The organism is Streptomyces sp. DvalAA-43 (assembly GCF_900091725.1).
Taxonomy (GTDB): Bacteria; Actinomycetota; Actinomycetes; order Streptomycetales; family Streptomycetaceae; genus Streptomyces; species Streptomyces pulveraceus.
On the sequence record NZ_FMBW01000030.1, the window covers coordinates 283,198 to 309,501 of the forward strand.

Here is a 26,304-nt window from a genome sequence, read left to right on the forward strand (position 1 = left end):
CACCCTGTCATTCATCCACGCGGGGAGGCATGGATGGGCAGGAGCCGCAGAACAATTCCGGAGGAGCTTCTGCTGCTCGCTCTGGACCCGACCACGGGTACCACAGCGCAGCCGCAGTCGCTCGACCTCGGCCTCGCCGGAGCTCAGCTAGTGGAGCTGGCTCTGGCAGGACGGATAGCCCCTGACGGGGATCGTATCGCCGTGGTGATGCCACGGCCGACAGGAGATCCGACTCTGGACTCCGCACTGGAACTGCTGCGCCGACGCGGCAGCCCGGTTCGGGCGGTCCACTGGATCGGCGGGCCCCGACTGGGGCTGCGTCAGATCTACCTCGCTCACCTGGAGCGGTGCGGCATGGTGCATGCCGTGGCGGGCCAGATGTGCGGAGTGCTGCCGACGACTCGCTACCAGGCGACGGACACGGCAATCAGCCGGGACATCAGAACCAGGCTGGACAGTGCGATCCGCACCGGCGTACCGCCGGACCCGCGGACCGCGGCGCTCGCCGCGCTGGCCCACGCGGTCGGACTCGGCAAGCACCTGTATCCCGGGAACGAGGGGCGTTCATCACGCTCCCGGCTCCGGGACCTGATCAGACACGACCCGATGGGCGGACTCGTGGCGCACGCCGTGATGGACGTCCAGAACGGGGCGGTCGCACAGCCGCGCCGCAATCAGGCGGCCGGAGTTCCGTTGCAACCGCAAGTGCAGTCGCAATCACGCCGCGGCAGCATGGCGCACACCGCGGCCCACTAGGCGCACCACGCACCACGCCCGGGGCCGCACGCACCACCCCAGCACCGCAGCATCTCAGCACCCCCAGCATCTCGATGCGACAGCACCGCAGCTCGTCAGCACCAACCGAATACCGCCGCACCGTCGTCCCCAGGACCCGGTTCGGGAGCCGCACCACGCGCGGGGCAGCCGTCAACCACGGCTGCCCCGCGCGCTCGTGTGTGGTCATTTTCCAGCGCGGCCGGGGTCAGGGGTGGCAATCTGCTCAGCAGTAGATACGCACAGCTACATAGCCGGAGGTGCCGTTTCCGTGCCGACCAACGTCAATCCCACCGTCAGACGACGCCGGTTGGGCCAGGAATTGCGCCGCCTGCGCGAGCTCAAGGGCATGACGGCCGAGGAGGTGGCGGAGCGACTGCTCGTCTCGCAGTCGAAGATCAGCCGCCTGGAGAACGGCCGCCGGTCCATCAGCCAGCGCGACGTCCGCGATCTCTGCGGGGTGTACGAGGTCGAGGATCACCGGATCGTCGACTCACTGATGCAGATGGCCAAGGACTCGCGCCAGCAGGGCTGGTGGCACGCCTTCGGCGACATCCCGTACAGCGTCTACATCGGGCTGGAGACGGATGCCGAATCGCTGCGGGTGTACGAACCCCAGGTGGTCCCCGGCCTGCTGCAGACCCGGAGCTACGCCGAGGCCCTGATCAACGGAGCGCTGCCGGAGGCCCCGCCGGGCGACATCGACAAGCGCGTCAGCGTCCGGGCCCGCCGCCAGGACCGGATCACCGATCCGGAGCATCCGCTACGGCTGTGGGCGGTCATCGACGAGTCGGCGCTGCGCCGGATGGTCGGCAGCAAGCAGGTGATGATCGAACAGCTGGAGCAGTTGGTCGAGCTGTCCCTCCTGCCGCATGTGACCGTGCAGGTGCTGCCGTTCGAGATGGGCGCGCACCCCGGTATCAACGGGCAGTACGCCATTCTGGAATTCCCGGACGCCGCCGACTCCAGCGTCGTCTATATCGAGGGCGTCACCAGCGACCTCTATCTGGAGAAAGCCCACGATGTGCAGCGGTACAGCGTCATGTACGAGCACCTGCGGGCACAGGCGCTGAATGTGGAGCAGACCCGGCAGTTCATCACCGAGATCGTGAAGGAATACACCCGGCTCAGCAACGGCTGAGCACGGACCGAGCTTCGGCTGAGCGCCGGCCGAGCACCCCACGCGGCCCGGTCCGCAAAGTCCGGATTGTGGAAAATGAAGTGATGTCACAAGGCAGGCGGCGGTAAGGTACACCGCCGTCTGCCCCAAGCGGAAGATCAGATTGGTATATGCCACTCGGTCGAGTGAACGCCCCCTTCGCTCAAGGGACTTGACGAGTAGCGTCGATCACGCCAACCGGAACGCTGTTGGTGTCATTCACGCGACTCTTTGAACCGGAGTGAACATGGCCATTCGTCAGGGTGCTACGGACAAGTGGACGAAGTCCTCGTATTCCGGGGGCAACGGCGCCTGCGTCGAAGTCAAGTCCCCTCTTGCGCAGGCAATTGCGGTGCGTGACTCGAAGGCTCCCGAGGGCCCTTCGATCACCTTCGTCCCCGCCGCATGGAACGCATTCGTACGCGATGTCGGCCAGGACGCCGTCAGCGCCTGACCGACGTTTTCCCGCTCGCATCGCGGTGCCGATTCCAGTGCCGTCGTCAGCCCTCTCGACTGGTCCGCCGTCCTGGCCGAGGGGGCTCGGTGCCCGAATCCGGCGGACAGCGGCGCGCTCAGCGCAGCTGATCGACGTACAGATCGGTACCCGGCACCGTCGGAATGAACGGCGCCACCAGCTCCACCCGCCCCAGGCCGGATTCCGCGACCGCCGCGTCGAGCCCGGTGAAGTGCTCGGCCCAGCACTCCCTCGGGTCCTCCTGGAGGAACCACAGCAGGGTCAGCCGGGTGTCGACGCCCTCGACCTGCTTCACATAGCTCATCCGGTCACCGGGCAGCGGCGTGGGACGGAAGAGGGTCACCATCGCCGCCGGTGAACCGGCCAGCCGCTTCGGCAGGTGCCGCGAGCGCAGCCACTCCAGCAGTTCGGGCCGCGCCCCCGCCCCCTCGGCGTCGATCACTTCGAGGACCAGCCCCCGGTAGGGGTGGTCAAGGGCATGGAAGTCCCGGGGCCCCGCGGCACCGTCCCGGTAGACCGTCGCCTCGTGGTCCTGGAACGCGGTGAACACATGGGTGCGGGCCTGGTGGACCCGGCCGTCCCGGTTGAGCCGCTTGTTGATGCCGACGGTCCACCTCATGTGGTCGTCGTAGCGCCCGTCCGTCACCCAGTACGTCGACAGGTAGCAGCCGGCCGTGACAGGCCGCGCGACGGCGGACGCCTCCGGGTAGCGCAGCTCCTGGAGCTCCCGGGTGGCCACCCAGCGCCGCCCGGCGAACATCCAGGGCATCGCCATCGCGCCCGCGTAGTAGTGGTCGTCCTCGTACCAGCGGTTGTACGCGTACTCATGGCCCGGGTGCGGTTCCACCATGGTGATCAGCGCATGGCCGGGATGGACGCCGTACGGCCCCAGCGCGGCCAGTTCGGCGTAGGTGTCGCTCCGCGTCTCGTCGCTCATGCCGTTCCCCTTCCGTACTCCGCAGCGGCGTCCTACTCTGACGCCCCGTCAGAAGAACTGCCAGAGCCGGGAGGCCACCGATGTTGCTCGCGGGGAAGACCGTCATCGTGTCCGGGGTGGGCCCCGGTCTCGGCCACCGGGTCGCGGCGGCGGTCGTGCGGGACGGCGGGAACGCGGTGCTCGGGGCGCGCACCGCCGCGAATCTCGCCAAGTCGGCCGCGGAGATCGATCCGGACGGCCGGCACACGGCCCGGCTGGCCACCGACATCACCGACGAGGCGCAGTGCGCGGCGCTCGCCGCGCTGGCCGTGGAGCGGTTCGGCCGGATCGACGCGGTGGTCCATGTCGCCGCCTGGGACAGCTACTTCGGCGGGATCGAGGACGCCGACTTCGCCACCTGGCAGTCGGTGATCGACGTCAATCTGCTCGGCACGCTGCGGATGACCCGCGCCTGCCTGCCCGGCCTCAAGGAGCGGGGCGGCTCGGTGGTGATCATCGGTACGCAGTCCGCGGTGGCCGCGCCGACCCAGGTCCGGCAGGCGGCGTACGCGGCCTCGAAGGGGGCGCTCACCTCGGCCATGTACTCCCTGGCGCAGGAGCTCGGCCCGCACCGGATCAGGGTCAACACGGTGCTGCCGGGCTGGATGTGGGGGCCGCCGGTGCAGGCGTTCGTACGGTTCACGGCGGACAGCGAGGGGGTGCCCGAGGCGGAGGTGCTGGGCAGGCTCACCGAACGCATGGCGCTGCCCGAGCCGGCCACCGACGGCGATGTGGCCGAGGCCGCCGTATTCATGGCCTCGGACCGGGCGCGGGCGATCACCGGGCAGTCGCTCCTGGTCAACGCGGGCGAGCTGATGCGATAGGGCCGGGCGGCCACGTGCGGCTGCGTCGAAGCCCGCCCCTTGCGGCTGCGTTCGCGCCCGCCACCCGCGGCCGCGACAGAGCCCGCCACCTGCGATAGAGCCCCCTCTCCGCCGCACGGGACCCGCATCCCGTGCGGTTTTCTGTGCTCTGCGGCGTACTTCGGAGTTCTTCGTGGTTCTTCGTGGTTCTTCGGACTTCCTCGGGGTTCTCGCGATCCCCGTACGGCCTGACGAAGTGCCCGCCCATGGTGTGTCCGCCGTCACGTCGGCGACAACGGCCGCGTAAGTCAAGAGCAGGCAAAATCGTTCGGCTTACTGACCTGCGTTCACATCCCTGACCATCTAAACCTTGACCTCGACACCGGGCAGGCGGTTCAATCCCCGATGTCCCCGCTCCCGCACGGGGGCCCGCTGAACGGCCGTACTGACGAAGCGCGCACCCCGTTCACAAGGCGGACCCCTGGAGGGGGCACATGAACAGTCTCGACTGGGTCGTGCTCATCGGCTACTTCGGCGTGATGATCGCGATCGGGATCTGGTCCCACAAGCGCGTGGACAACGTCAGCGACTTCTTCACGGCGGGCGGCCGGATGCCGTGGTGGCTCTCCGGCATCTCGCACCACATGTCCGGCTACAGCGCGGTGATGTTCACCGGTTACGCGGGCATCGCGTACCAGTACGGCGTCACGTCCTTCGTCACCTGGTCGCTGCCGATCGCCATCGGTATCGGCATCGGCGCCCAGCTCTTCGCTCCCCGGCTCAACCGCCTGCGCTCGCGGCTGCGTGTCGCCTCGCCGCTCGAATACCTGAAGAACCGCTACAACATCCCGACCCAGCAGGCGCTCGCCTGGTCCGGGCTGCTGCTGAAGATCGTGGACGTCGGCGCCAAGTGGGCGGCCATCGCCACCCTGCTGTCCGTGTTCACCGGCATCTCGATCACCCAGGGCATCTTCATCACCGGCTGCATCACCGCCGTCTACTGCACGGTCGGCGGGCTGTGGGCGGACGCGCTCACCGAACTGGGCCAGTTCGTCATCCAGCTCTTCGCCGGTGTCGCGATGCTCGTCACCGCCATGGGCAAGCTCGACGGCTTCAGCACCCTGTGGACGGTCTGGGACAAGCTGCCCGAGGGCCATACGGACCCCACGGCCGGTCCGTACACCGTGACCTTCCTGCTGGCCTATCTCTTCATCAAGACCTTCGAGTACAACGGCGGCATGTGGAACCAGGCCCAGCGCTACATGGCCACGGAGTCCGCCGCCGCCGCGAAGCGTTCGGCCAGGCTCTCCGCCGCGCTCTGGCTGGTCTGGCCCACGGTCCTGTTCTTCCCGATGTGGTGCGCCCCGCTGCTGGTCCACGCGCAGAAGCCGGACGCCTCGGACAGCTACGCCCTGATGACCGAACAGCTGCTGCCACACGGCCTGTTGGGACTGGTCGTGGTCGGTTTCTTCTCGCACACGATGGCCATGTGCTCCTCGGACGCCAACGCCATCGCGGCGGTCTTCACCCGGGACATCGCCCCGGTCCTCTCCAGGTCGGCGCGCCAGTGGGGCAGCCGGGCCGGGCTGCTGGCGGCGCGGCTGTCCACGCTCGGCTTCCTCGCGCTGTCGATGGCGCTCGCCACCCAGATCAACTCACCGACGTTCAAGGACATCATCTCCGTCGTCATCAAGTGGGTCGCCGGTCTGATGGGCCCGATCGCCATTCCGTTCATGCTCGGGCTGCTGCGCGGGTTCCGCAGGTCGGGTCCGACGGCGGCGCTCGTCAGCTGGGCGGCGGGACTGCTGGCGTTCTACTTCACCAACTACGACCTCGACGGCTCGGTGAAGACGGATGTCGCCCTCCAGTACCAGGTGGCCCTGCCGCTGGCGATCTCGCTCGTCCTCTACATCGTGATCGGCTTCGTCAAGCCCGAGGACACCCCGGAGCGCGACGCGATCATCGAGCGGATCAACTCGGACGGAGACGGTGGCGGTTACGGTGCCGGCGCGGCGGCCGGCGCGGGTGTGCCCACGCAGTCCGGCTCCGGGGACGCGGCCGTCACCGAGGGGCTGAAAGACTGACGCCCCGCGGTACGGGAGCGGGGTCGGCGCGTACGGCAGGCAGCCGCGCCCCGCCCCCGCCCCGTCCTGCGGCGGGCGTCTCAGGCGCGCGGGTAGCGGGCCAGCCAGCCCGGTGCGGCGGCCGAGGGGCTGTGCAGGGCCGGACCCTGCGTCATCTCCATCGCGAAGTCGTCCGCGAGCTCCAACAGCGTTGCCCTGCCCTCCAGTTCGGTGAGCCACGCGGGCGGCAGCGCGGTCTCGCCGTGCAGCGCGCCGAGCAGCGCCCCGCACAGGGCCCCGGTGGCGGCGGAGGGCCCGCCGTGGTTGACGGCCAGCCGCAGCCCGTGCCGGATGTCCTCGCCGACCAGCGCGCAGTACAGGGCGACGGCGAGGACCTCCTCCGCGGCGTCCGTGGCCCCCAGCGACTCGATCAGGGCGGGTCCCGGGATGCCCTGGCGCACGGTGCCGAGGGCCTGCTTCAGCGCCTCGGTGACCGGTTCGTGTCCCGGGCGCTCGGCGAGCAGCCCCAGCGCGTGCTGGACGGAGCCGTCCAGGGTCTCGCCCCGGGCCAGGCCGTGCACCATCACGGCGAGGGCGCCCGCCGAGAGCAGCGCGGTGGGGTGGCCGTGGGTCTGGGCGGCGCACTCGACGGCGAGCTGGAGGACGAGCTGGGGCTCCCAGCCGACGAGCAGCCCGAACGGCACGGACCGGGTGAGGGCCGCCGAGTCCCGCGCCTCGGGGTTCTTGGGCTTGTCGAGGGTGCCCATGACGGTGTCGCCGAGCCCGGTGAGGCACTCCCGGGTGGGGCTCCGGCGGGCGTACAGCCACTCCTCCTGGGCGAGCCAGCCGTTGTCCTCGCGGCGTTCGTCGGGCCCCCAGTCGTGCTGGGTGGCCGCCCACCGCAGATGGGCCCGGTGCACGTCGGTGGGCGGGTGCCAGGCCCCGGTGTCACGGCGGACCTGGGCGCGGATCAGCCCGTCGACGGTGAACAGGGTGAGCTGGGTGACGGCGGTGACGTTGCCGCGCCCGCCGTGCGCGGGTACGAGGTCGGTGACGCCGTCGTCACCCTGGGCCGCCCGGATCTCTTCGAGCGTGAGCCCGTCGACCCCCGCCCCGAGCGCGTCCCCGATGGCCCCGCCCAGCAGCGCGCCGCGCACCCGGCTGCGGAAGTCCTGCTGCTCGGCCCGGCCCCACACAGCCGTGGTCCCTGTGCTCACCGTGCCCTCCCCCGTCGGCCCGTGGTCCGGCCCGCCTGCGACTGCGCAGCACTGTAATCGAACAGGAACCGTCGGTAGAGGCCCCGGAATCGGGTACGCGTGGGTATGTGCGCAGTTGGCCCGCAGAAAAATACTGGCGGGTTATCGCGATGATTCTGCCCGGCCCTGGGAGTCTCACCATTACCGACAAGCACAGGAGAAAACACGTGACTCAGCTGCTCAGGGTCCAGAACTTCAATGTGTCGAGCGACGGCTTCGGCGCCGGTGAGAACCAGTGCCTGGAGCGCCCGTTCGGTGACGCCGATCCCGGGGCGCTGTTCTCCTGGGCCGGGGCCACCGCGAGCTGGCCGATGCGCACCGATCCCGGCGGCAGCCGTGGCCTGGACGACTACCTGACGCGGGACTACGCCCGCAACATCGGCGCCGAGATCATGGGGCGCGGCAAGTTCGGCCCCCAGCGCGGGCCCTGGGAGGACCTCGACTGGCGCGGCTGGTGGGGCGACGAACCGCCGTTCCGCACACCGGTGTTCGTGATGACCCACCACACGCGCCCCTCGTTCACCCTCTCCGACACCACGTTCCACTTCGTGGACGACGAGCCCGCCGCGGTCCTCGAACGGGCCCGGGAAGCGGCCCAGGGCAAGGACGTCCGGCTCGGCGGCGGGGCCACCACCATCCGGGAGTTCCTCGACGCCGACCTCGTCGACACCCTGCACGTGGCGGTCTCGCCGGTGGAGCTGGGATCGGGATCGCGGCTCTGGAAGTCGCCCGACGAGCTGCTCGACCGGTACCACCTGGACGTCGTGCCCAGCGCGAGCGGGGTGACGCACCACCTGTTCTGGCGGAAGTAGCCGAACAGCCCTGGCGGGCGGGGTTCAGGCCCCGCCCGCGGGGGCCGGGTCACCGCGGGCCCTCGCCGCGCCGGCGCTCAGGCCCCGCCCGCGGCTCCCGGCCCGCCCAGCCGGTCCCGCTGTGCCCGCGCCCAGGCGTACGCCGGGTCGATCTCCAGCGCCCGGTCCAGGTCGGCCAGCGCGTCGGAGGTGCGGCCCAGCGCCTCGTACGCCAGCGCGCGGCTGCCCAGGGCCCAGGCGTACGCCGGGTCCGCGGCGAGCGCCCGGCCGTACTCCGCGACCGCCGCCTCATAGCGTCCGCCGAAGCGGTACACATCGCCCCGCTCGCCCATGATCCCGGCCGTGCCGGGGCTCAGCCGCTCGGCCCGGTCCAGATCGGCCAGGGCCCCCGCGCCGTCGCCCAGGAAGCGCCGGACGTGTGCCCGGCGGGTCAGCGCCCAGGTGTAGTCCGGCCACAGGACGACGGCCCGGTCCAGGTCCTCCAGGGCGTCGGCGGCGCGGCCGAGGGCGACTTTGACCTGGCCCCGGCTGCCCAGGGTGAGAGGCTCCTTCGGGGCCAGGGCATGTGCGCGGTCCAGCTCCGCGAGCGCCTCCTCGTACCGGCCCATGCGCCGGTAGGTCTCACCGCGCTCATGGGCCACCCAGGCGGCCTCCGGCGCCAGTTCGGCGCAGCGGTCGATGTGGCGCAGGGCCGCGTCGAACTCCCCGAGCGCCCGCCGGGTGATCGCCGCCCCGTGGTGGCCCCCCGAATCCTGCGGGTCCGCGTCGACCGCCCGCGCGTGGTCGTCGAGCGCGTCCTGGTACCGGCCGAGGCTGAAGTGCTGCCAGCCGCGCGCGTTGTACGCCGCCGCCCTGCCGTTGTCGTCCAGCTCGGGGCGGGCCAGCAGCAGCCCCAGCACCCGTACCGCGCCGTACTGTTCCTCGGCCAGCGCTGCCAGGCATTCGGCCGCCCACGACCACAGGTGCTCGTCCCCGCCGTCCTCGCCCGCCTCCGTGAGGGCCCGCGCCCAGCGGCGGGCGGCCGGTGTGTCCGCCCAGCAGGCGTCGACGCCGTCGCGCAGGGCGCCGGGCAGCGCGGTACGGGGCGCGGAGCACAGCAGGTGGTAGAGCTCCTCGCCCCGTTCGGTGCGCCAGGCGAGCCGGCTCCACGGGCGCCCCGCCGCGTCGCCGTGTCCGTCCTCCTCCGCCGTCCGCCGCGCGGCGAACAACGCGGCGAGCCGGGCATGGCCGTCCCGCCAGGCCCGCGGCGCCCCGGCCCGGCGCAGGCGCAGCATCGGCGCGCGCACGACCTCGTGGTAGCGGGCGCGGCCGGGGCTCGCGGTCACGAAGGGCAGGGAGCACAGCCAGGCGTACACATCGGGTGCGTCGGCCGTGGGACCGAGCGCCGCCCCGGTACCGGGTGCGTCGGCCGTGGCCCCGAGTGCCGCCCCGGTACCCAGCGCCGCCCCCGTGATGTCCTCGTCCAGTCGCCGGGGCAGGGCGCAGGCGAGCGCGGCCGTGCGCAGGGCCGGGTCTCGTTCCCATTTCAGGAAGCGTTCGACGGCGGTGGCGCTGGGGTCGTCCACCTCGTCCGGGGCGGTGGGCCGGGACCCGGCGAGGGTGGAGACGAGCACGGGCAGCCGTCCGGACAGCCTCAGCACCTCGGCGACGACCGGTTCGTCGGTGATGCCCTTGGCGGCGAGCAGCCCGCGCGCCTCCGTGTCGGTGAACGGCCGGAGCGGCAGATCGGTGACGAAGTTCTCGGCCCCGTCCCAGTGCGCGGGGTCCAGGCGGCGTTGTCCGGCGAGGGTGAAGACCACGTTGTCCGGCAGGGCGGCCCGGTGGGTGCGGGTGATCAGTTCGTGCAGCCAGCCGTCGAGGTAGGGGGCGGTCCGCTCGTAGGTGTCGAGGAAGACCGCGATCCAGGGCGCCTCCTCGCCGACCCGGGCCAGATCGTCCAGGAAGGCTCCGGTGAGGGCCCGCACCGGATCCGCCGAGGCCCCGGAGTCGCCGCCGCGTCCGAACCGCGTGCCGAGCGCGCTCCGCACCCCGTCCGCGCCCCGGGCCACCAGCGCCGGGTCGACGGCCCCGGCGAACGCGCCGAGGAGCGGGATCATGCCGGCCCCGATCAGCCCGGCATGGGCGAGCGCGAGCGATCCCGCCGAGGGGTCCTGCGAACCGGTGGTCAGCGCCTCCTGGAGCCGTTGCCGGTAGGTGGCCAGCAGCCGGTCCAGCGCCTTGAACGGATGGCCCTGCCGGCCGAACTGCTCGGAGAGCGCGGCCAGCAGCGCGGGTACGGAGTCGGCGGACTCGTCCGCGTGGACGGTGACGGCCCCGCACTCCTGCGCCACGCGCGCCATCTCCCGTACGAGGGAGGTCTTCCCGACGCCCGCGTTGCCCCGGACGTGAAAGACGAAGCGGTGGCGCACGTCTTCCGGGGGAAGGTCGAAGTTCCCCCGGAAGACGTCGAGTTCGGCTGTCCGGCCGATGAACGAGGCGCGTCTGCGGTCCTCGATGATCTGCTGCATCGAGCGGCGTTGCGGTCGGGCGGGTGCCATACGGCTCAGTCTGGCAGCACCGGAAGCAGCTCCGGAAGGTGACCGTCGGACGCCTCGGCCGCCGCCACCCGTTCCGCCGGGACCTCCCCGTACAGCGTCGTTCGCGGCTTCGCCGGGCGCCCGGCGAGCTCCGCGATGGCGATCAGGTCCTGGATGGAGCGGTACGAGCCGTAACTCGACCCGGCCATCCGGGAGATGGTCTCCTCCATCAGGGTGCCGCCCAGGTCGTTGGCGCCCGAGCGGAGCATCTCGGCCGCGCCCTCGGTGCCGAGCTTGACCCAGCTGGTCTGGATGTTGGTGATGTGCGGGTGCAGCAGCAGCCGGGCCATGGCGGTGACGGCCCGGTTGTCGCGGTCGGTCGGGCCGGGGCGGGCGATGCCCGCGAGGTAGACCGGCGCGTTGGTGTGGATGAACGGCAGCGTCACGAACTCCGTGAAGCCGCCGGTCTCCTGCTGGAGCCGGGCCAGAGTCCGCAGATGGCCCAGCCAGTGGCGGGGCTGGTCGACATGCCCGTACATCATCGTGGAGGACGAGCGCAGGCCCACCTCGTGGGCGGTCCTGATGACCTCCAGCCAGGTCGCGGTGGGCAGCTTGCCCTTGGTGAGGACCCAGCGCACCTCGTCGTCCAGGATCTCGGCCGCCGTGCCGGGGATCGAGCCGAGCCCGGCCTCCTTGGCGGCGATCAGCCAGTCGCGGATGGACAGGCCGGTGCGGGTGGCGCCGTTGACGACCTCCATCGGGGAGAAGGCGTGCACATGCATGCCGGGGACGCGCTCGCGCACCGCCTTCGCGATGTCGAAGTACGCGGTGCCGGGCAGGTCCGGGTGGATGCCGCCCTGCATGCAGACCTCGACGGCGCCGACGTCCCACGCCTGCGCGGCCCGGTCGGCGACCTGGTCCAGGGAGAGGGTGTAGGCGTCGGCGTCGGTGCGCCGCTGGGCGAAGGCGCAGAACCGGCAGCCGGTGTAGCAGACGTTGGTGAAGTTGATGTTCCTGGTGACGATGTACGTGACGTCGTCACCGACCACGTCGCGGCGCAGGGTGTCCGCGATCCGGCACAGCTCGTCGAGCGCCGGGCCGTCCGCGTGGAGCAGGGCGAGCGCCTGCTCGTCGGTGAGCTTCGTCGGGTCGTCGGCGGCCTGGCTCAGCGCCTCGCGCACATCGCCGTCGATCCGGGACGGCACCATGCCGGGCGCGGCGGCCTCGCGCAGCGCCTCCCAGTCCCCGTACACCTCGTCGAAGTCCTCGCGGCGGTCACCGGTGCGGCCCTCGGTGTCGATGGTGCGGTGCAGGTCGGTGCGGCCGCTGGCGCCGAACTCCTGGTCGGGCTCCTGCCAGGGCAGCCCGACGGGGGCGGCGTCCTCGCGGGCGAGCCCCGTCTCCGGGTCGGCGAGGGCGCGGACGTGCGGCAGGAGGCGGGGGTCGAGCCAGGGCTCGCCGCGCCGGATGAACTCCGGGTAGATGGTGAGCCGTTCCCGCAGCGCGAAGCCGCTCTCGGCGGTCCTGGCCGCGAGCTCGTCGATGTGCGGCCAGGGGCGCTCGGGGTTCACATGGTCCGGGGTGAGCGGCGAGATCCCGCCCCAGTCGTCGATCCCGGCGCCGATGATCATCGCGTACTCCGCGTCGACCAGGTTCGGCGGCGCCTGGATGCGGGCGGACGGGCCGAGGATGTGCCGGGCCACGGCGATGGCGGCGGCCAGCTCCTCCAGCTCCGCGTCCGGCATGGCGCGCATCGCGGTGTCCGGCTTGGCGCGGAAGTTCTGGACGATGACTTCCTGGATGCCGTGGTAGGCGCGGGCGGTCCTGCGCAGCTCGAAGAGGGAGTCGGCGCGCTCCTCGTACGACTCGCCGATGCCGATCAGGATGCCGGTGGTGAACGGGACGTTGGACCGCCCCGCGTCCTCCAGCACCCGCAGCCGTACGGCCGGCTCCTTGTCCGGGGAGCCGTGGTGCGGGCCGCCGGGCTCGGACCACAGGCGGGTGGCGGTCGTCTCCAGCATCATCCCCATGGACGGGGCGACGGGCTTGAGCCGCTGGAGGTCGGTCCAGGTCATGACGCCCGGGTTGAGGTGGGGCAGCAGCCCGGTCTCCTCAAGGACCCGGATCGCCATGGCGCGTACGTACGCGAGGGTGTCGTCGTACCCCTCGGCCTCCAGCCACTCCCGCGCCTCGGGCCACCGGTCCTCGGGCCGGTCCCCGAGCGTGAACAGCGCTTCCTTGCAGCCCATGGCCGCACCCTTGCGGGCGATGTCCAGCACCTCGTCGGGCGAGAGGAACATCCCGTGCCCCTCGCGCCGCAGCTTGCCGGGCACGGTCACGAAGGTGCAGTAGTGGCACTTGTCGCGGCAGAGCCGGGTCAGCGGGATGAAGACCTTCCGGGAGTACGTGATGACCCCCGGCCTGCCCGCGGCGTCGAGCCCCGCGTCCCGCACCCGGGCGGCCGAAGCGGCGAGGCCGGTCAGATCCTCCCCCCGCGCCTGGAGCAGGACGGCCGCCTCGGCCACATCGAGAGCGACACCGTCACGGGCCCGCTTGAGGGCACGCCGCATGGAATTGGTCGTCGGACGTCCGCGCTGAGGATCGGTCATGAACCCGAGCATACGAGCGGGGCCCGCGCCCCGGACCAGGGCATCTGGCCCGGGGGCTTCGATTCCTCGGGCGGGACCGGGCAGAGCGCGAGCGCCGGGTACGAAATCGGCGGTCGCCCATGACGTGACGTCGGTGTCCCGGAGCCACAGCGTGTAGGAGCCGTCGTCGAACGCTGCTTCGACCGCTTGAAGCAATGGCGCGGCATCGCCACCGCTACGACAAGCCCGCCGAGTCTGCCAAGCAGCAGTCGCTCTCGCATCGCTCCTGATGTCGGCCTGACATTTGACGACAGAACCTAGCGGGCCTGATCGGTGGGTGCCAGACCGGACTCCCAGGCCCAGGCGGCGATGCCGACCCGGTTACGTACGTTCAACTTGCGCTGGAGACTGGCCAGATGGGACTTGACGGTGGCGAGCGAGATGAAGAGCTCCTCGCCGATGTCGGTGTTGGACAGCCCTCCGGCCACCAGCGCCGCGACCTCCTCCTCGCGTGGCGTCAGCGGCTCGGGGGACGGCTTCCCCTCCCCGAGCACCGGTGGGACGAGCCGGTGCAGCATGCGCGCGGTGATCTGCGGGCTGATGAGGGCGTCGCCGGACATCGCCGCACGTACCGCTTCCACCAGCAGCGTCGGTCCGGAGCGTTTCAGCAGGAAACCCGAAGCTCCGGCGCGCAGCGCGGTGTGTACGTACGCGTCGAGGTCGAAGGTGGTGACCACGACGACCCGTAGCGGCGGGTCCGCGCCGGGTCCGGCGAGCCGCCGAGTCAGTTCCAGGCCGTCGAGACCCGGCATCCGGATGTCCGCGAGGAGCACGTCGGGGCGGAGCCTCAGGGCGGCGCCCAGCGCGGTGACACCGTCTGCCGCCTCGCCGATCACGGTCATGTCGGGTTGGGCGTCCAGGACGAGGCGGAAACCGGCGCGGATGGTCTCCTGATCGTCCGCCAGCAGAATCCGGATGGTGCCGTTGCCACTCATACGACGGTCCCCTCGGGTGCTGTGTGCCGAGCGGCGGCCGTACGTTCGTGGCGGCCGCTGGTCGGTGCCGCGCTGTCGGGCAGCGGGAGCGTGGCCGCGACCTGCCAGCCCGCGGTCCCGTGCGGCCCCGCGGTCAGCGTGCCTCCGAGAGCCTCGGCGCGGTCGGTGAGGCCCGCCAGTCCGAGACCGCCCCGCGAGCGCTCCGGGAGCGGAGAGGTCCGCTCGGCGGCCCGGACCCCGGCCTCGGCGGCATCGGTGACAGTGAGATGAAGGGCCGTACCGCCGCCGTACGGAACCCGCCGGGTGGCGATGCGGACGGTGACGGCAGCGGGAGCGTGGCGGCGCACGTTGGTGAGGGATTCCATCACGATGCGGTATCCGGTCGCGCTGACCTGCACGGGTAACCCTTCCAGTACACCGGCGGGCACATCGAGCAGGGCCGGAACGGTGCCGGTGCGGGTGAACCGGTCTGCCAGGGCGGGCAGCTCGCCGAGGTCGCGCTGACGGTCGCGGGTGGGCGCGGCGCGCTGCGCGCGGGGCGGCCGTCCGGACGGCTCGGCGGCGTCGCCCGAACCGGCAGCATCCCCTTCACGGTCCCGGTCCTCCTGTGCGTTGAGCGTCCGGACCGTGCGGTCCATCACGGCCAGCGCCTGCATGCCCGCCTCCTCCATCCGCGGCAGCAATTCCACGGCCCGCCCGGGGTCCTCGCGTGCCAGGAGCCGAGCGGCTTGGACAAGGACCACCACCCCCATGACATCGTGCGAAGCGAAGTCGTGCAGGTCGCGGGCCACTTCGAGAAGCTGCTCACGACGCTGGTCCGCGAGCGCCCGGCGCCTCCTGGAGTCCTGGCCGCGCACATACCCGCCCAGCGCCGCGGCGCCCGCCGCCAGCAGGGACCAGAACAGGCACAGCACGCCGATCTCCGCCGCTGCCGCAGGCGGCGTCAGATGCGGGCCGATCCGCAGCGGCAGCACCGCGACCGCCGCGCCGAGCACCATGGTGCATGCGATCGCCCCGGCCCGCCCGTTCATCCGGCGCACCGTCGGCACCAGAAGAGCGAGCAGCGCGCACGTCTCCACAGCCCACCACCAGCCCGTGGCGTTGACAACCGGCCCCTGGAAGCAGGCCGTCACCACCAAGGAGGCAGCGGCGGCAAGCCACGGCCGGCGGGCTGCGGGAGGCAGCGGCAGGCGGGCCGCCGTCGCCACTGCCGTACCGGCCGTCACCAGACCCACGGCGACGATCGCGACACCCGCCGTGGACGCGGTCGCCCACGCGGCGGTGGACAGGCCCAGGAACAGAAGCCCGCCGAGGACACGCAGGACGGGCAGGTGTCGATCGCTCATGAGCATCGACCTTATGAGACACGGTGGTTGGCGCGGATGGCGCCCCGGGACCGGGATCAGTCCCGCTCGGTCCACCACGGCCGAGTCCCGGACAGGCTTCGCAGAGCGTTGGTCGCGCAGTGCACTTCCCCGCCGACGGTGCCGAGGTGGTGCGAGTAGGCCCAGTCCTCCACCCAGACGATCCGGGTGCCCGTGCCGCTCAGGGCCTTCTCGGCCGCCCGCTCGAAGACGTCCCGGCCGTCCCTTTCCGGGGCGTGCTGTCGTGGCGCCAGGTAGACCCCGGTGCCGGTGCTCACGCCGTTGGACGCGCCGGGCAGGTAGTTGGCAACCACGTCCCGGCGCGGATACCCGGCGGGCACGTCGAGCCGGTCGAAGAGAGCGGGAACACGGACGATATGGCGTTCCGTCAGCCCCACTTGCTCGCGGAGGGTACGCAGAGCGGAGTCGATGCCCTTTCGGGCGATCTCCGTGCCCTGGGTCAGTGAGGGCTTGCGCAACGCGTCGGCGACCGTGAGACGGGGATCCTCGGTGTCCTCCGGAGCGATTCCGCGGACCAGCGACTCCCCGCCCCGACCGCGCTCCACGAGATCCTCCAGCAGTTTCCGGCCCAAGTCGGGGTCGGCGACAACGGCCACCCAGCCCCGGTCGTTCCTGGCCGGGACGAAGGACAGGAACTCGTCGATGTGACCGACCCCCAGCCAGCTGGTGTCCACCGATATCGGCCGCTGGTAGCCCTGCGCGGCGAGCATCCGGGTGAAGGAGGCGTCCGGGGACTCCTTGCCTCCCGTACCACCGTAGATGACCCGGCCCACCGGGTAGCGGTGGCCTCGCCAGGTGTACGGCGGGACGGTGCCGAAGTTCCCGGTGGAGCTGAACGAACCGTAGTACAGGCTGTCGTCGCTGCCGACGCGCTGGGGATCGTACTGCTGAATCACACCCGTGCCGGGACCGCGGAGCAGCGGGAACACGCTCCGCGAGGCGTCCCTGAGCGGGAAAGAGGGTGTGGCCGTGCCGGGCATCACGTCCGCGGACCGCATGATGACGGTGACGCGGTGTTCCCGGCCGCCCGGCGCGGGGATGGACGCGTAGGCGGCCTTGAACAGGTCCTGCATCCAGACATCGCCGCCGGTGGGGTAGTTGTACAGCGGGGCGGGCAGCCCGGCCCGGTCGAGGCCGCGTCGCAGATCGCGGCGGAACGCGGCTTCCCCCGGTCGCACAGGCCGTGGCTGCACGGCGGGATCGTAGTGCTTGCCGCGCTCCACCTCGACCGGCGAGGTGCTGTGATCGGCCGTCATCATGTGCTGTACCGGCATCAGGTCGTGCTGGAACACGAGCGGCGCGACCCGTAGTCGTACCCGGTCCTCGGTCATGGTGCCACCGAGTTCCACCTTGAGAACGATGTCGGTGAAGCCCGCCCACTTCTGGGGGTCGCGCACGAAATCCTTGGCCTCCACGCCCAGCCTGATGCCGTGACGCAGTTCGTCGGTGGTCAGCCGGTCGTCGGGCCTCAGCGGAACCATGCGGCCACGGCGCTCGGCGAAGATCCGGACATGCTTGCGGGAGGCCGGGTCGGCAGCGACGGTGGCGGTGGTGCCGGCCCTGACGTGCGGGACGGCGGTGATGTGCACCGGCGCGAGGTCCGCGAGGTCGGCAGGGCCGTTGACCACGGCGTCCGTGGCATCGTTGCAGTCCGCCAGGCTCTTGTCGGGCAACCGCGCGCCTCCGGGGCCCGCGGTGGGGCAACGCCGCTGGTCGTCGTCCACGTTGGGCAGCATGAGCGCACCGCGGCGGCGGGTCCAGGTGTCCTTGCCGGCCTGGTCGTCCTGGGTGATCAGGCCATCCCGGTTCGTATCCGCCCGGATCACCGGTCCGGGAGGCGCGGCGTGCGCCGGTTGTGCGGGGAACGTCCCCGTCACGACCGTGAGGAGAGCGGTTCCCAGCGCACCCGCGCTCATGGGCACAAGGCGGCAGCGCCGGCGGCGCGGGCGCCCGGCAGTGCCGGAGCCGGTGGCCGAGAGAGCCAACAGTGTTTCGTCGTCCATGGCCCCACCCTCGGCCACGGACCGTGGACGGGGCATCCACCCGATGGCTGGTTCCCGCGCGGGAGGCGACGGCCGCCTCATCCTTTCGGCGGACCGGCCGACCGGGACGTGCGCGGGCCCGGCGAGGCAAGCAGCATCCCGCTGACAGCACCGTCCACAGCCACCGTTCCTCCAGCCGCTCCGTCACGCCAGAAGCACCTCGGACCGCTTGACGACACCCAGCGTGAGGTCCTCGCCGACCTCCCACGGCTGTTGCCCGGTCGGCCACGACACGGCCACCGCACGTCCTCTCCCGCTGCGACGTTGGTGAAGGTGCCGTCGTACTCGTACCGCACGTAGTCGCTCAGCGGCTCGGACGCAACGCGCAGGCGACGCATGACGACACCCCGGCCGGTCGTCTCGACGACCACGTCCAGCCACGAGCGCCACCACGACGATCGGTCGGCCGGGTCGTACCGGTACCCGTCCTGCCAGCGGATGAACTCCGGGTCGTCGCGCATGTAGCTGTGTCGCGGGTTCGGACGCGGCACCCGGGCTGGTTCCGTGGCTTCGCGGGTGGAGGCGGCGACGAACATCCCTCCATGGACGGCCCGTTCACCTTGCTCGCACCCAGGGGCCGTGGCGAGGCTGTGTACACGGAGATTCAGGGGCATGCCCGCCTCATCACCGACCCAGATGAGGTCCGTCTGTTCAGCGAGCGCTATGGGATCGTGCGGGCGCAGGCTCTCACCCCGAGGGAGTCCCTGATGCTCATCAAGAAGATGCTGGGAGAGCTATGAACAGCGAGCAACTGCGCTGGTTCAAGAGCAGTTACAGCGGTGACGAAGGCGGAACCTGCGTCGAGGTCGCCTACAACTGGCGCAAGTCCAACCACAGCAGCGGCGAAGGCGGCAACTGCATCGAGGTCGCAAGTTGCGCCGCTGCCGTCCACATCCGCGACTCCAAGAACGTCCAGGGGCCCCGACTCGACGTCGCCCCCGGCGCCTGGGCGGCGTTCGTTTCGTACGCGCAGCAGGGCTGAGCGCCCTGCCGTGGCGGGCGTCCGCCGGGTCGTGACAGCCGCGACCCGGTGGACCGCGACGCGGCTGACCGGGACGCGGTGGGCAGCGACGTAAAAGCTTTTAAGTCTTCATCTTGAGGACGTGCTAAAAACCCAACCCGACCCGTCTCTGTGACCTGCGGGCCCCTGTCACTCGCACGGGTGACTTCGGCCAACTTCGCTGGATTTCTGGGCAGCTTGCGGGCATATGCTCACGCCAACACAGCCCCAAACGCATGTCGGCCCCCGGCCGGGAGTGATGATCCCGAACGAGGGCCTGACCACCTAGGAAGACTCGAACTTCCCGATGGATACACAGCAGGTTAGCGTGCGCGCACGCTCCGCGCCCTCCGTTCGCGGGGGCGGCACGCCGGATTCCGGCGTCCACCACGTCAACACCCGCCAGACCAGCCAGTTCACGATCATCGGCAACCACCTCGCCCAGCACCGCGAGCTGTCCCTGCTCGCGATCGGGCTCTCGACGTACATCCAGTCGCTTCCCGCCGGGGCCCGCATCGGCGTCAAGAAGCTCGCCGAGCGCTTCCCCGAGAGTGAGGCCCGCATTGCCGCCGCGTTACGCGAACTGGAGGCCCACGGCTATCTGAGCCGTACCCGCGAGCGGCTGCCCAACGGCCGTGTCGTCACGCGTACGTGCTCCTACAACCAGCCGAGCGGCGCCGCACAACGACACCCGGCCCCGGCGCCCAAGCCACGCCGCCCTGCCCCCGCACCCGTACCCGTGGTCGCCACTCCGCCGCCCCCGGCCCCCGCACCGGCCCCCGTACCGGCAACACCGGCACCCACCGCCCCCAGGGCACCGTCCTCACCCCTCCCCCAGCCGCGCAAGGCTCTCCCCCAGCTCCTCCGCGCCGCCACCGCGCTGCTCACCGAGCTCCCACGCCACGCGGCTCAGCTCGTCCTCAGCGAGGACGACGTCGCCCGCCTCGCGCCCGCCGTCGCCACGTGGTTCGAGCGGGGAAGCACGCCCGCCGCACTCCGGAAGGCCCTCACCGACGACCTTCCCCAGCCGGTCAAGTACCCCGCGAAATTCGTCGGGCACCGGCTCACCAAACTCCTCCCGCCCCCACCGACCCTTGCCATGCCCGCAGTCGGGCTCCAGAACTGCGACAGCTGCAACCGCGCCTTCCGCTCCCCGTTCGCGGGCAACTGCCACGACTGCGCGGCCGACGACGGCTCCCACGCCCGTTCCTTATCCTGGCCGGGTGATCACCACCGCTCCTGAACTCGTCATATTCGACTGCGACGGCGTACTCGTCGACAGCGAACGCATCGCCGTCCGGATCCAGGTCCAGGTGGGTGCCGAGCTGGGGTGGGCGCTGACGGCGGAGGAGATCGTCGAGAAGTTCGTGGGGCGGTCGAACAAGTCCATCGGCGAACTGATCGACGCCCAGTTGCCCGGCCGGTCCGCCGCCTGGCAACAGCGCTTCGAGGCCCTCCACCGCGACGCGGTCGAGACCGAACTCGTCGCGGTGGACGGCATTCAGGAGGCCCTGGCCGCCCTCACGCTCCCCACCTGCGTGGCCTCCAGCGGCAGTCACGAGAAGATGCGCCACACCCTCGGCCACACCGGGCTCCACTCCCACTTCGCGGGCCGCATCTTCAGCGCCTCGGAGGTCGCCCACGGGAAGCCCGCCCCCGATCTCTTCCTCCACGCGGCCCGGCGCATGGGCGTCGAGCCCGCCGCCTGCGTGGTCGTCGAGGACAGCAAGTACGGCGTACAGGCGGCCCGTTCGGCCGGGATGCGGGCGTTCGGCTACGCGGGCGGACTGACCCCGGCGAACTGGCTGGAGGGCCCGGACACCGTCGTCTTCGACGACATGCGCAAGCTGCCGGTGCTGCTGTCTCCCGGGAGCTGAGCGGTTCCGGTCCGGGGTCGGACGTCAGGACCGGATGTCAGCGGGTGCGGGCCGAACGGTCTTCTCCGGGCCGCGGCTGTAGTCGGGTTCTGCTGTGATGCGGTGTCCGTTGTGATGCGGTGTCCGTCCGGCGACCGGCCCGGCGCGGGGGAAAGCACGCGGGAGCACCGGCCCGAGCTCGTCGACGCCGACGCGGGAACAGACACCGGGCACCCCGCTACGGCATCAGCAGAGCCGTCGAGCGCCCCGAGCCCCTCAAGGCCATCGGCAAGCCCGGAAGATCTTGGTCGACAGAGAGCGAGCTCGCGTCCGGGGCAAGGTCCCCCCTTCCCTGCTGCCTGCCTCGCCAGGTATCTTGCATCGCATGGAACCAGGTTATTCATCTAAGCAGGCTCGGGCTACCGCCCAGCTGCGCAAGGGCGTCCTGGAGTACTGCGTCCTCGCTCTGATGCGGGACCGCCCTCGCTACGGCGTGGAACTCCTGGCCGCCCTGGAGGACTCCGGTGCCCTGGCCACCAGCCAGGGCACCGTCTATCCGCTGCTCTCCCGGCTCCGCCGCGACGACCTGGTCACCACCACCTGGCAGGAGTCCGCCGTCGGGCCGCCGCGCCGCTACTACGCGCTCACCGACGGTGGCCGGGCCGCGCTTGAGGAGTTCACTCTCCTGTGGCCCGGCTTCCGCGACGCCGTCGACGCTTTCTTGAACGTCCCCCGCCCCTCCCCTGGAGACCCCGCATGAAGACCTCCGACCTTGTCCAGGACTACCTCCGCGCCGTGGAACGCGAGGCATCCGCACTGCCCGCGGAGCGCCGCCAGGAACTCCTCGCCGACCTCGCCGAACACATCGAGGTCACCCGTGCCGAACGCCCCGACACCGCGGTCGTCGTGGTCCTGGCCGAACTGGGCGACCCCCGGACGATCGCGGCGACGGCACTGGCCGAGTCCGCCCACGGGAACGCCTGGGTCCCGGCACGCAGCCACGGCGACGACGCCCCGTCCGCCCGGCCCGGCCGGGTCCACCCCCTGGTCCCGCTCCTGATGCTCACCCTCGCCGTCCCTTTCGGGATGGTCTTCCCCGACCAGCCGGGGCCTGTGTTCGGCTTCCTGTTCCGCGTCGTCGGCGCCGTCCTGCTGTGCACCTCGGTGCACTGGCGGGCCGTCCAGAAGACCACCGGCGTCCTGCTGACCGCCGTCCTGCCCACGGTCCTCATCGCCACCTGGAACCTCTCCTCCGGCGTCCTGCAGGAGGACAACGCTCCCGCTCTCCTGCCCAACCTGGTGATCACCGCCCTGATTGCAGCCGCGTGCACCTGGCTCTGGCGGATCCGCCGCGCCTGAGAGGCAGACGCGGCGCCCGCCGCCACTGGTGCTGAATTCCTCAAGTTGTGCGTAGGAACTCTTTGTTGGGGATGCCACTCGGGGTGTGTTGTGCCGGGGGCGGGGTTGCTGCGGGCTCGGACTGCTTCGGGGCCGGATGAGGAGAGGGTGATCACCAGGCTGGCGGGAGCGCGGAAAGCGCCGGCTGACCTGGTGATGAGAGCACGGATCACTGCTCTGAGCTGGGACGGTCTGAGGGTGGCCGGGATCGCGGCGGAGCTGGGCTGACCAGGTGCGAGGATGGTGAACTGGCCGCGGAAAACGAATCGGTGCACCTGAATGAACACCCGACGCCCTTCCCGAAGCCGCCCGCCGCCCGCCGCCCGCCGCCACGGGATCGAGGCGGGGCGTTCACAAGTCCGCAGAATCCTGTCGGCCGAGCGGCCTCCGCATCCGGGACGGGCAGCGGGTCACGATGACCGCGTCCTCCCGCAACAGCGTCTTCCACCAGCAGTTCTTACACGTTCGTCGGCGGCCGCGAACTCCGGTGCCCGTACGCGCGAGGGCCGGGCGCCCCGCACCGATTGGTGCGGCTCGCCCGGCCCCTGCCTTCACCTCATCCGCGTCAGCGGGCGACCGCCTTCGTCGCCTTGCTGGTGGAGGAACCGTTGCTGTGACCGGTGCGGCGGGCGGTCACCTTCACGGTGATCTTCTTGCCGCTCTGGGCCGACTTGAGCGTCAGCGAGGACTTGGTCGCGCCCGAGATCGCCTTGCCGTTCGCGTACCACTGGTAGCCGTACGAGGTCGGGGCTGGCGTCCAGGTGCCGTGGGCGGCCTTGAGGACCTTGCCCACCTTCGCGGTGCCCGAGATCGTGGGCTGCTTGGTGGCCTTGGGTGCGCTGCCGGTGGCGATCTTCACCGAGGCGGTGGTCGCGGAACCGTCGGCGTGACCGGTGCGGCGGGCCGTGACGGTGACGGTGACCTTCTTGCCGAGCAGCGAGGCCGGGACGGTGTACGTCGACGCCGTCGCACCCTTGATCGCCTTGCCGTCGGACTTCCACTGGTAGGCGTAGGAAGTGGCGGCGGGCGTCCAACTGCCCGCCCCTGCGGTCAGCTTGGCGCCCACTTTCGCGGTGCCGGTGATCTTCGGGGCGGTGGTCGCCTTGGGCGCCGCGCCCTTGGCGACCGTGAGCGCCGCCGAGGTGGCCGGGACGTCCGCCGTACCGGTGCGGCGGGCCGTGACGGTGACCGTGAGCTTCTTGCCGAGCAGCGACGCCGGGACGGTGTACGTGGACGCGGTGGCGCCGGTCACCGGCTTGCCGTCGGCGTTCCACTGGTAGGCGTACGACGTCGGGGCGGGGGTCCAGGTGCCGGGTGACGCGGTGAGGCGGTCGCCGACGCGGGCGGTGCCGGTGATCGTCGGCGGCGCGCTGTTGCGGAGCGGGGCCGCCGCTGTGACCTCGAAGGAGCCGCGACCGTACGCCCAGTTGTTGTGGGTGATGACGCTGAGGGACCAGGTGCCGACGGTGGCCCCGGTCAGGTCGAGGACGGCCGTCAGGGTCTTCCGGTCCGCCGATACCGCGGTGGTGGTCGATTCGATCGTCTTGCCGGAGAGCTGGATCCGTACCTTGTCGTCCTTGTGCAGAGCCGTACCGGTCACCTGGACCGTGGCCTTGCTCCCGGCGGCCCCGGTGGCCGGGGAGACCTCTCCGATGCTCACCTTCTCCGCGCCGCAGATGATGGACGAGCAGACCGCCTCGGCCTTGTACGAGGTCTTCGACGCCTTCTCCGGCAGCGACAGGACCAGAATGCTCGGGGTGGGCTCGGTGGAGTAGGCCTCGCTCACGGCGCACTGGTAGCCCGTGGGGATGAAGCGCATGCAGCCGTTGTCGAGGCTCGCGTCGTACAGCGCGGGCACCGCGGTCTCGGTGGCGCCCGTGGTGTCGCTGATCGCCATGTCGAACCGGTCGCGGTACGCCGTGGGCAGCGCGGCGCAGACGGCGGTGTGCTGCTCGTCGAGGGTGCCGGTGATCGGACCGTACCCGTAGGCGACGCTGGCGACCTTCTCGCACTCGGCGGCCGGTCCGTCGGCACCGGCGATGCGCAGGGCGTCGAAGTGGTACGAGCCGGGGGCCTTCAGCGTCGCGGGGACGGTGACCAGGACCTGGTAGTGGGTGGAACCGGTGACGGCGCACGCCTGGTTCCGGTTGCAGAGGGCGGTGCCGTCGGCGTCGTACACCACCACGTTCGCGGCGCCGAGCTCGTCACGGACGTCGATGTGCAGGGTGTCCTCGGCATCGGCGGTGGTGACCTGGCGGCAGCGCAGCTCGCCGGCGGCGCCCATGGTGCCGCCGGCGGACGGGCCGCCGACCTTCGTCGCCGGGTTCGCGGTGCAGCCCTTGGCGGTCGCGGTGACGTCGCGGCGGGTCAGCGTGTAGTCGGCGGCGGTGTCACGGCCGGTGACCAGCACGGTGTGGGCGACACCGGGAGCAAGCTCGCAGGTCGTCCAGCTGGAGAGGGTCGAGTAGATCGAGCAGACCCGCTTGCCGTGGGGGTCCAGGACGGTGAACTCGGCGGTGGACTTGGTGCCGGGGGCCGCCTGGAGCTGGAGGTTCTCCTGTGCACTGTGGCCGTCGGCCGGGATGCTCAGGCAGTGCGAGAAGACACCGTCGCCGGTGGAGAACCGGGCCGCCGGACTCGTCGCGGTGAAGTTCCCCGCCGGAATGGCGGGGCAGTCGCTCGCCACGTCGGTGCGGTGCAGGGCGAGGGCGTACGGACCGGTCGGCTCCGACGAGTCGTCGGTGGAGACCAGGGCGCGGAACGGGGCCTTGCCGGTGAGTGCACACGTGCCGGCCGACAGATCGGACCAGTCGCACCGCTGGGCGCCGCCGGCGTCGACGACGGTCACTTCGGGGCGCGGCTCGGGCCCGTTGAGGGCCTTCAGCACGGCCAGGCGGGCGTCCGCGGGAAGCGGCAGGGAGAGGCAGTCGATCTCACCGGCAGCGGCGAACGAGCCCTGGTAGAGGCCGAGCTCAACGGGCTCGCACCCGGTGGTGGCGGAGCTGTCGAGGATGAGGGTGGGGTGGTCGGTGAAGACGGTGTAGTCACCGGCGGCGGGAAGGCTGCAGACGCCGCCCCAGGTGGTGCAGACGGTCTTGCCGTCCCCGTCGTACACGGCGAGCGTCGAACGGGCGCCGTCGCTGACCGAGTACACGTTGTAGCGTCCGGCGGCCGGGGCGGTGAACGTCTTGCAGCCGCTGGCCGGGTCCGCGGTCGTGGGTGCGGAGTTGTACGCGTTCAGGGGGACATGGGTGCAGCCGGCCGGGTCCGAGATGCGGCGGACGGTGAGGGTGTACTCGGCGGGGAAACCGTGCTCGGCCGAGGTGACCTGCGAGAGGACCCGGTAGGGGCCGTCGCCGGGCAGTACGCAGCCCTCGCTGTCGTCCTCGTTGAAGTGCGGGCAGATCCGGGCGCCGGTCTCGTCGGTGATCCACGACAGGCTCTGGCCGTACGAGGTCGTCGCGATGGTGTCGGTGATCCGCTCACCCGGCTTGCCGGTGAACGGCTGGCACTGGATGGCGGTCGGCCCGGCGGCCGAGCCGACGACGGGGGCGGTGTCCCAGGCGGTGCTGATCTCCGGCGCGCAGCCCTTGGTGGTGGCGAGCGGGATGACGGCGACGGTGGGCTCGCTCGGGTCGAACCCGTTGTTCGACAACCGGAGCGTGAATTCGCCCGCGCGGGGCAGCCGACACCAGCCGGCGCCCCACACGGAGTCGTAGCAGTTGATCTCCGTGTCGCCGTCGAAGACGTCGGCGTACGTGTTGGCGCCGCCTGCGAGCACGACCTTGTGCAGCCCGGCGGCCCCGGCCGTGATCATGAAGCAGGCCGTGCCGTAGCCCGGGACCGTCGGCCTGCCCTCCGTCGGGGCGGCCTCGCCGAAGCCGGAGAGCGGCAGGGTGGCGCAGTCCTCGTCGGCCGTGGCATCGGCCGCCGCCGCTGCGGGGGCGTACGCCTGGGCGGCGCCCGCGGGTATCAGCAGCGAGAGCAGAACAGACAGTGCGAGCAACAGCGCGGCGTACGCCGCCGCTCTGCCGGATCTCGCGGATCTCGCGGATCTCGCGGCCTTGCTTGGACAGTTGGGCATTCCGTTCCCCCCGGACCGGTGAAGTGTGCGCTTCTGCCGGGAGCTTCACGAACGGCGAGCGAACGCGGGATGGCCCGGGACACAAGCGAGATGTGCGCGACTCGTAAAGATGAGTGCACGCG

At 71.3% G+C, this 26,304-nt stretch carries 20 protein-coding genes and 1 pseudogene; 12 read left to right on the top strand and 9 right to left on the bottom strand.

The genetic code is table 11. From position 1 onward, the window contains the following. Positions 1-33 precede the first annotated feature (33 nt). From GA0115234_RS07270 to GA0115234_RS07280, 3 genes are all read left to right on the top strand, one after another. A complete protein-coding gene (locus tag GA0115234_RS07270; RefSeq protein ID WP_093540017.1) occupies positions 34-756 on the top strand; it encodes a GOLPH3/VPS74 family protein in 723 nt (240 codons plus the stop codon). 289 nt (positions 757-1,045) lie between these two features. Then, positions 1,046-1,915: a helix-turn-helix domain-containing protein gene (locus GA0115234_RS07275; protein ID WP_093540018.1), complete on the top strand. Its 870-nt coding sequence runs from the start codon at positions 1,046-1,048 to the stop codon at positions 1,913-1,915. A gap of 265 nt (positions 1,916-2,180) precedes the next feature. After that, on the top strand, positions 2,181-2,387 hold the full coding sequence (locus tag GA0115234_RS07280) for a DUF397 domain-containing protein (protein WP_093540019.1): 207 nt from the start codon (positions 2,181-2,183) through the stop codon (positions 2,385-2,387). Between the two features lie 118 nt (positions 2,388-2,505). Here GA0115234_RS07280 and GA0115234_RS07285 read toward each other — a convergent pair whose 3' ends face one another. After that, a complete protein-coding gene (locus tag GA0115234_RS07285) occupies positions 2,506-3,345 on the bottom strand; it encodes a hypothetical protein (RefSeq protein WP_093540020.1) in 840 nt (279 codons plus the stop codon). A gap of 80 nt (positions 3,346-3,425) precedes the next feature. On the opposite strand from GA0115234_RS07285, the gene GA0115234_RS07290 reads away from it, so the two are divergent. Together GA0115234_RS07290 and GA0115234_RS07295 are read left to right on the top strand one after the other, a co-directional pair. Beyond that, positions 3,426-4,208 (top strand): SDR family oxidoreductase, encoded by a 783-nt coding sequence (locus GA0115234_RS07290; protein WP_093540021.1) that lies wholly within the window; start codon positions 3,426-3,428, stop codon positions 4,206-4,208. A 473-nt stretch (positions 4,209-4,681) separates the two neighbouring features. Further along, positions 4,682-6,271 carry a sodium:solute symporter family protein gene (locus GA0115234_RS07295; protein WP_093540022.1) on the top strand — a complete coding sequence of 530 codons (1,590 nt, stop codon included), beginning with the start codon at positions 4,682-4,684 and terminating at the stop codon, positions 6,269-6,271. 80 nt (positions 6,272-6,351) lie between these two features. On the opposite strand, the gene GA0115234_RS07300 is transcribed toward GA0115234_RS07295, so the two are convergent. Beyond that, positions 6,352-7,467: an ADP-ribosylglycohydrolase family protein gene (locus GA0115234_RS07300; protein WP_093540023.1), complete on the bottom strand. Its 1,116-nt coding sequence runs from the start codon at positions 7,465-7,467 to the stop codon at positions 6,352-6,354. Between the two features lie 206 nt (positions 7,468-7,673). Here GA0115234_RS07300 and GA0115234_RS07305 point away from each other — a divergent pair, with 206 nt between their 5' ends. After that, positions 7,674-8,318, top strand: a complete 645-nt coding sequence (locus GA0115234_RS07305) for a dihydrofolate reductase family protein (protein WP_093540024.1) — start codon at positions 7,674-7,676, stop codon at positions 8,316-8,318. A 77-nt stretch (positions 8,319-8,395) separates the two neighbouring features. Here GA0115234_RS07305 and GA0115234_RS07310 read toward each other — a convergent pair whose 3' ends face one another. The 6 genes and pseudogenes from GA0115234_RS07310 to GA0115234_RS43270 all read right to left on the bottom strand — a co-directional run. Next, positions 8,396-10,855: a tetratricopeptide repeat protein gene (locus GA0115234_RS07310; RefSeq protein WP_093540025.1), complete on the bottom strand. Its 2,460-nt coding sequence runs from the start codon at positions 10,853-10,855 to the stop codon at positions 8,396-8,398. Positions 10,856-10,860: 5 nt separating this feature from the next. Next, positions 10,861-13,443, bottom strand: a complete 2,583-nt coding sequence (locus GA0115234_RS07315) for a bifunctional FO biosynthesis protein CofGH (RefSeq protein ID WP_176729094.1) — start codon at positions 13,441-13,443, stop codon at positions 10,861-10,863. 296 nt (positions 13,444-13,739) lie between these two features. After that, positions 13,740-14,417 (bottom strand): response regulator, encoded by a 678-nt coding sequence (locus tag GA0115234_RS07320; protein ID WP_093540027.1) that lies wholly within the window; start codon positions 14,415-14,417, stop codon positions 13,740-13,742. Continuing rightward, positions 14,414-15,763 carry a sensor histidine kinase gene (locus tag GA0115234_RS07325; protein WP_161275577.1) on the bottom strand — a complete coding sequence of 450 codons (1,350 nt, stop codon included), beginning with the start codon at positions 15,761-15,763 and terminating at the stop codon, positions 14,414-14,416. The genes GA0115234_RS07320 and GA0115234_RS07325 overlap by 4 nt, the downstream gene beginning before the upstream one ends. A gap of 56 nt (positions 15,764-15,819) precedes the next feature. Further along, positions 15,820-17,805: a protein-arginine deiminase family protein gene (locus GA0115234_RS07330; protein ID WP_161275578.1), complete on the bottom strand. Its 1,986-nt coding sequence runs from the start codon at positions 17,803-17,805 to the stop codon at positions 15,820-15,822. A gap of 326 nt (positions 17,806-18,131) precedes the next feature. After that, positions 18,132-18,380 (bottom strand): annotated as a pseudogene (locus tag GA0115234_RS43270) (DUF6879 family protein); the annotation flags it as partial. Between GA0115234_RS43270 and GA0115234_RS07340 the strand changes: the two are divergent. From GA0115234_RS07340 to GA0115234_RS07380, 6 genes are all read left to right on the top strand, one after another. Further along, positions 18,312-18,584: a Scr1 family TA system antitoxin-like transcriptional regulator gene (locus GA0115234_RS07340; protein WP_370803984.1), complete on the top strand. Its 273-nt coding sequence runs from the start codon at positions 18,312-18,314 to the stop codon at positions 18,582-18,584. The pseudogene GA0115234_RS43270 and the gene GA0115234_RS07340 sit on opposite strands and share 69 nt — an antisense overlap. Then, the gene (locus GA0115234_RS07345) at positions 18,581-18,826 is read left to right on the top strand and encodes a DUF397 domain-containing protein (protein WP_093540030.1); all 246 of its coding nucleotides are present in this window, start codon (positions 18,581-18,583) and stop codon (positions 18,824-18,826) included. The genes GA0115234_RS07340 and GA0115234_RS07345 overlap by 4 nt, the downstream gene beginning before the upstream one ends. A gap of 346 nt (positions 18,827-19,172) precedes the next feature. Then, on the top strand, positions 19,173-20,087 hold the full coding sequence (locus GA0115234_RS42235; protein WP_161275579.1) for a helix-turn-helix domain-containing protein: 915 nt from the start codon (positions 19,173-19,175) through the stop codon (positions 20,085-20,087). Next, positions 20,071-20,721, top strand: coding sequence for an HAD family hydrolase (locus GA0115234_RS07365; protein ID WP_093540159.1), 651 nt, complete (start codon positions 20,071-20,073; stop codon positions 20,719-20,721). The genes GA0115234_RS42235 and GA0115234_RS07365 overlap by 17 nt, the downstream gene beginning before the upstream one ends. A 364-nt stretch (positions 20,722-21,085) precedes the next feature. Continuing rightward, complete coding sequence (locus tag GA0115234_RS07375) at positions 21,086-21,460, top strand: PadR family transcriptional regulator (protein ID WP_093540035.1); 375 nt, start codon at positions 21,086-21,088, stop codon at positions 21,458-21,460. Then, complete coding sequence (locus GA0115234_RS07380; protein ID WP_093540036.1) at positions 21,457-22,059, top strand: HAAS signaling domain-containing protein; 603 nt, start codon at positions 21,457-21,459, stop codon at positions 22,057-22,059. Before GA0115234_RS07375 ends, GA0115234_RS07380 begins: the two co-directional genes overlap by 4 nt. A 604-nt stretch (positions 22,060-22,663) precedes the next feature. Here GA0115234_RS07380 and GA0115234_RS07385 read toward each other — a convergent pair. Next, the gene (locus GA0115234_RS07385; RefSeq protein ID WP_093540037.1) at positions 22,664-26,182 is read right to left on the bottom strand and encodes a hypothetical protein; all 3,519 of its coding nucleotides are present in this window, start codon (positions 26,180-26,182) and stop codon (positions 22,664-22,666) included. Positions 26,183-26,304: the final 122 nt, after the last annotated feature.

Bases quoted from the DNA above. Each gene is read 5' to 3' on its own strand.
- GA0115234_RS07315 (WP_176729094.1), bottom strand. From the start codon at position 13,443: ATGACCGATCCTCAGCGCGGACGTCCGACGACCAATTCCATGCGGCGT.
- GA0115234_RS07295 (WP_093540022.1), top strand. From the start codon at position 4,682: ATGAACAGTCTCGACTGGGTCGTGCTCATCGGCTACTTCGGCGTGATG.
- GA0115234_RS07320 (WP_093540027.1), bottom strand. From the start codon at position 14,417: ATGAGTGGCAACGGCACCATCCGGATTCTGCTGGCGGACGATCAGGAG.
- GA0115234_RS07310 (WP_093540025.1), bottom strand. From the start codon at position 10,855: ATGGCACCCGCCCGACCGCAACGCCGCTCGATGCAGCAGATCATCGAG.
- GA0115234_RS07325 (WP_161275577.1), bottom strand. From the start codon at position 15,763: ATGAGCGATCGACACCTGCCCGTCCTGCGTGTCCTCGGCGGGCTTCTG.
- GA0115234_RS07380 (WP_093540036.1), top strand. From the start codon at position 21,457: ATGAAGACCTCCGACCTTGTCCAGGACTACCTCCGCGCCGTGGAACGC.
- GA0115234_RS07270 (WP_093540017.1), top strand. From the start codon at position 34: ATGGGCAGGAGCCGCAGAACAATTCCGGAGGAGCTTCTGCTGCTCGCT.
- GA0115234_RS07385 (WP_093540037.1), bottom strand. From the start codon at position 26,182: ATGCCCAACTGTCCAAGCAAGGCCGCGAGATCCGCGAGATCCGCGAGA.
- GA0115234_RS07330 (WP_161275578.1), bottom strand. From the start codon at position 17,805: ATGGACGACGAAACACTGTTGGCTCTCTCGGCCACCGGCTCCGGCACT.
- GA0115234_RS07285 (WP_093540020.1), bottom strand. From the start codon at position 3,345: ATGAGCGACGAGACGCGGAGCGACACCTACGCCGAACTGGCCGCGCTG.
- GA0115234_RS07290 (WP_093540021.1), top strand. From the start codon at position 3,426: ATGTTGCTCGCGGGGAAGACCGTCATCGTGTCCGGGGTGGGCCCCGGT.
- GA0115234_RS07345 (WP_093540030.1), top strand. From the start codon at position 18,581: ATGAACAGCGAGCAACTGCGCTGGTTCAAGAGCAGTTACAGCGGTGAC.
- GA0115234_RS07375 (WP_093540035.1), top strand. From the start codon at position 21,086: ATGGAACCAGGTTATTCATCTAAGCAGGCTCGGGCTACCGCCCAGCTG.
- GA0115234_RS07280 (WP_093540019.1), top strand. From the start codon at position 2,181: ATGGCCATTCGTCAGGGTGCTACGGACAAGTGGACGAAGTCCTCGTAT.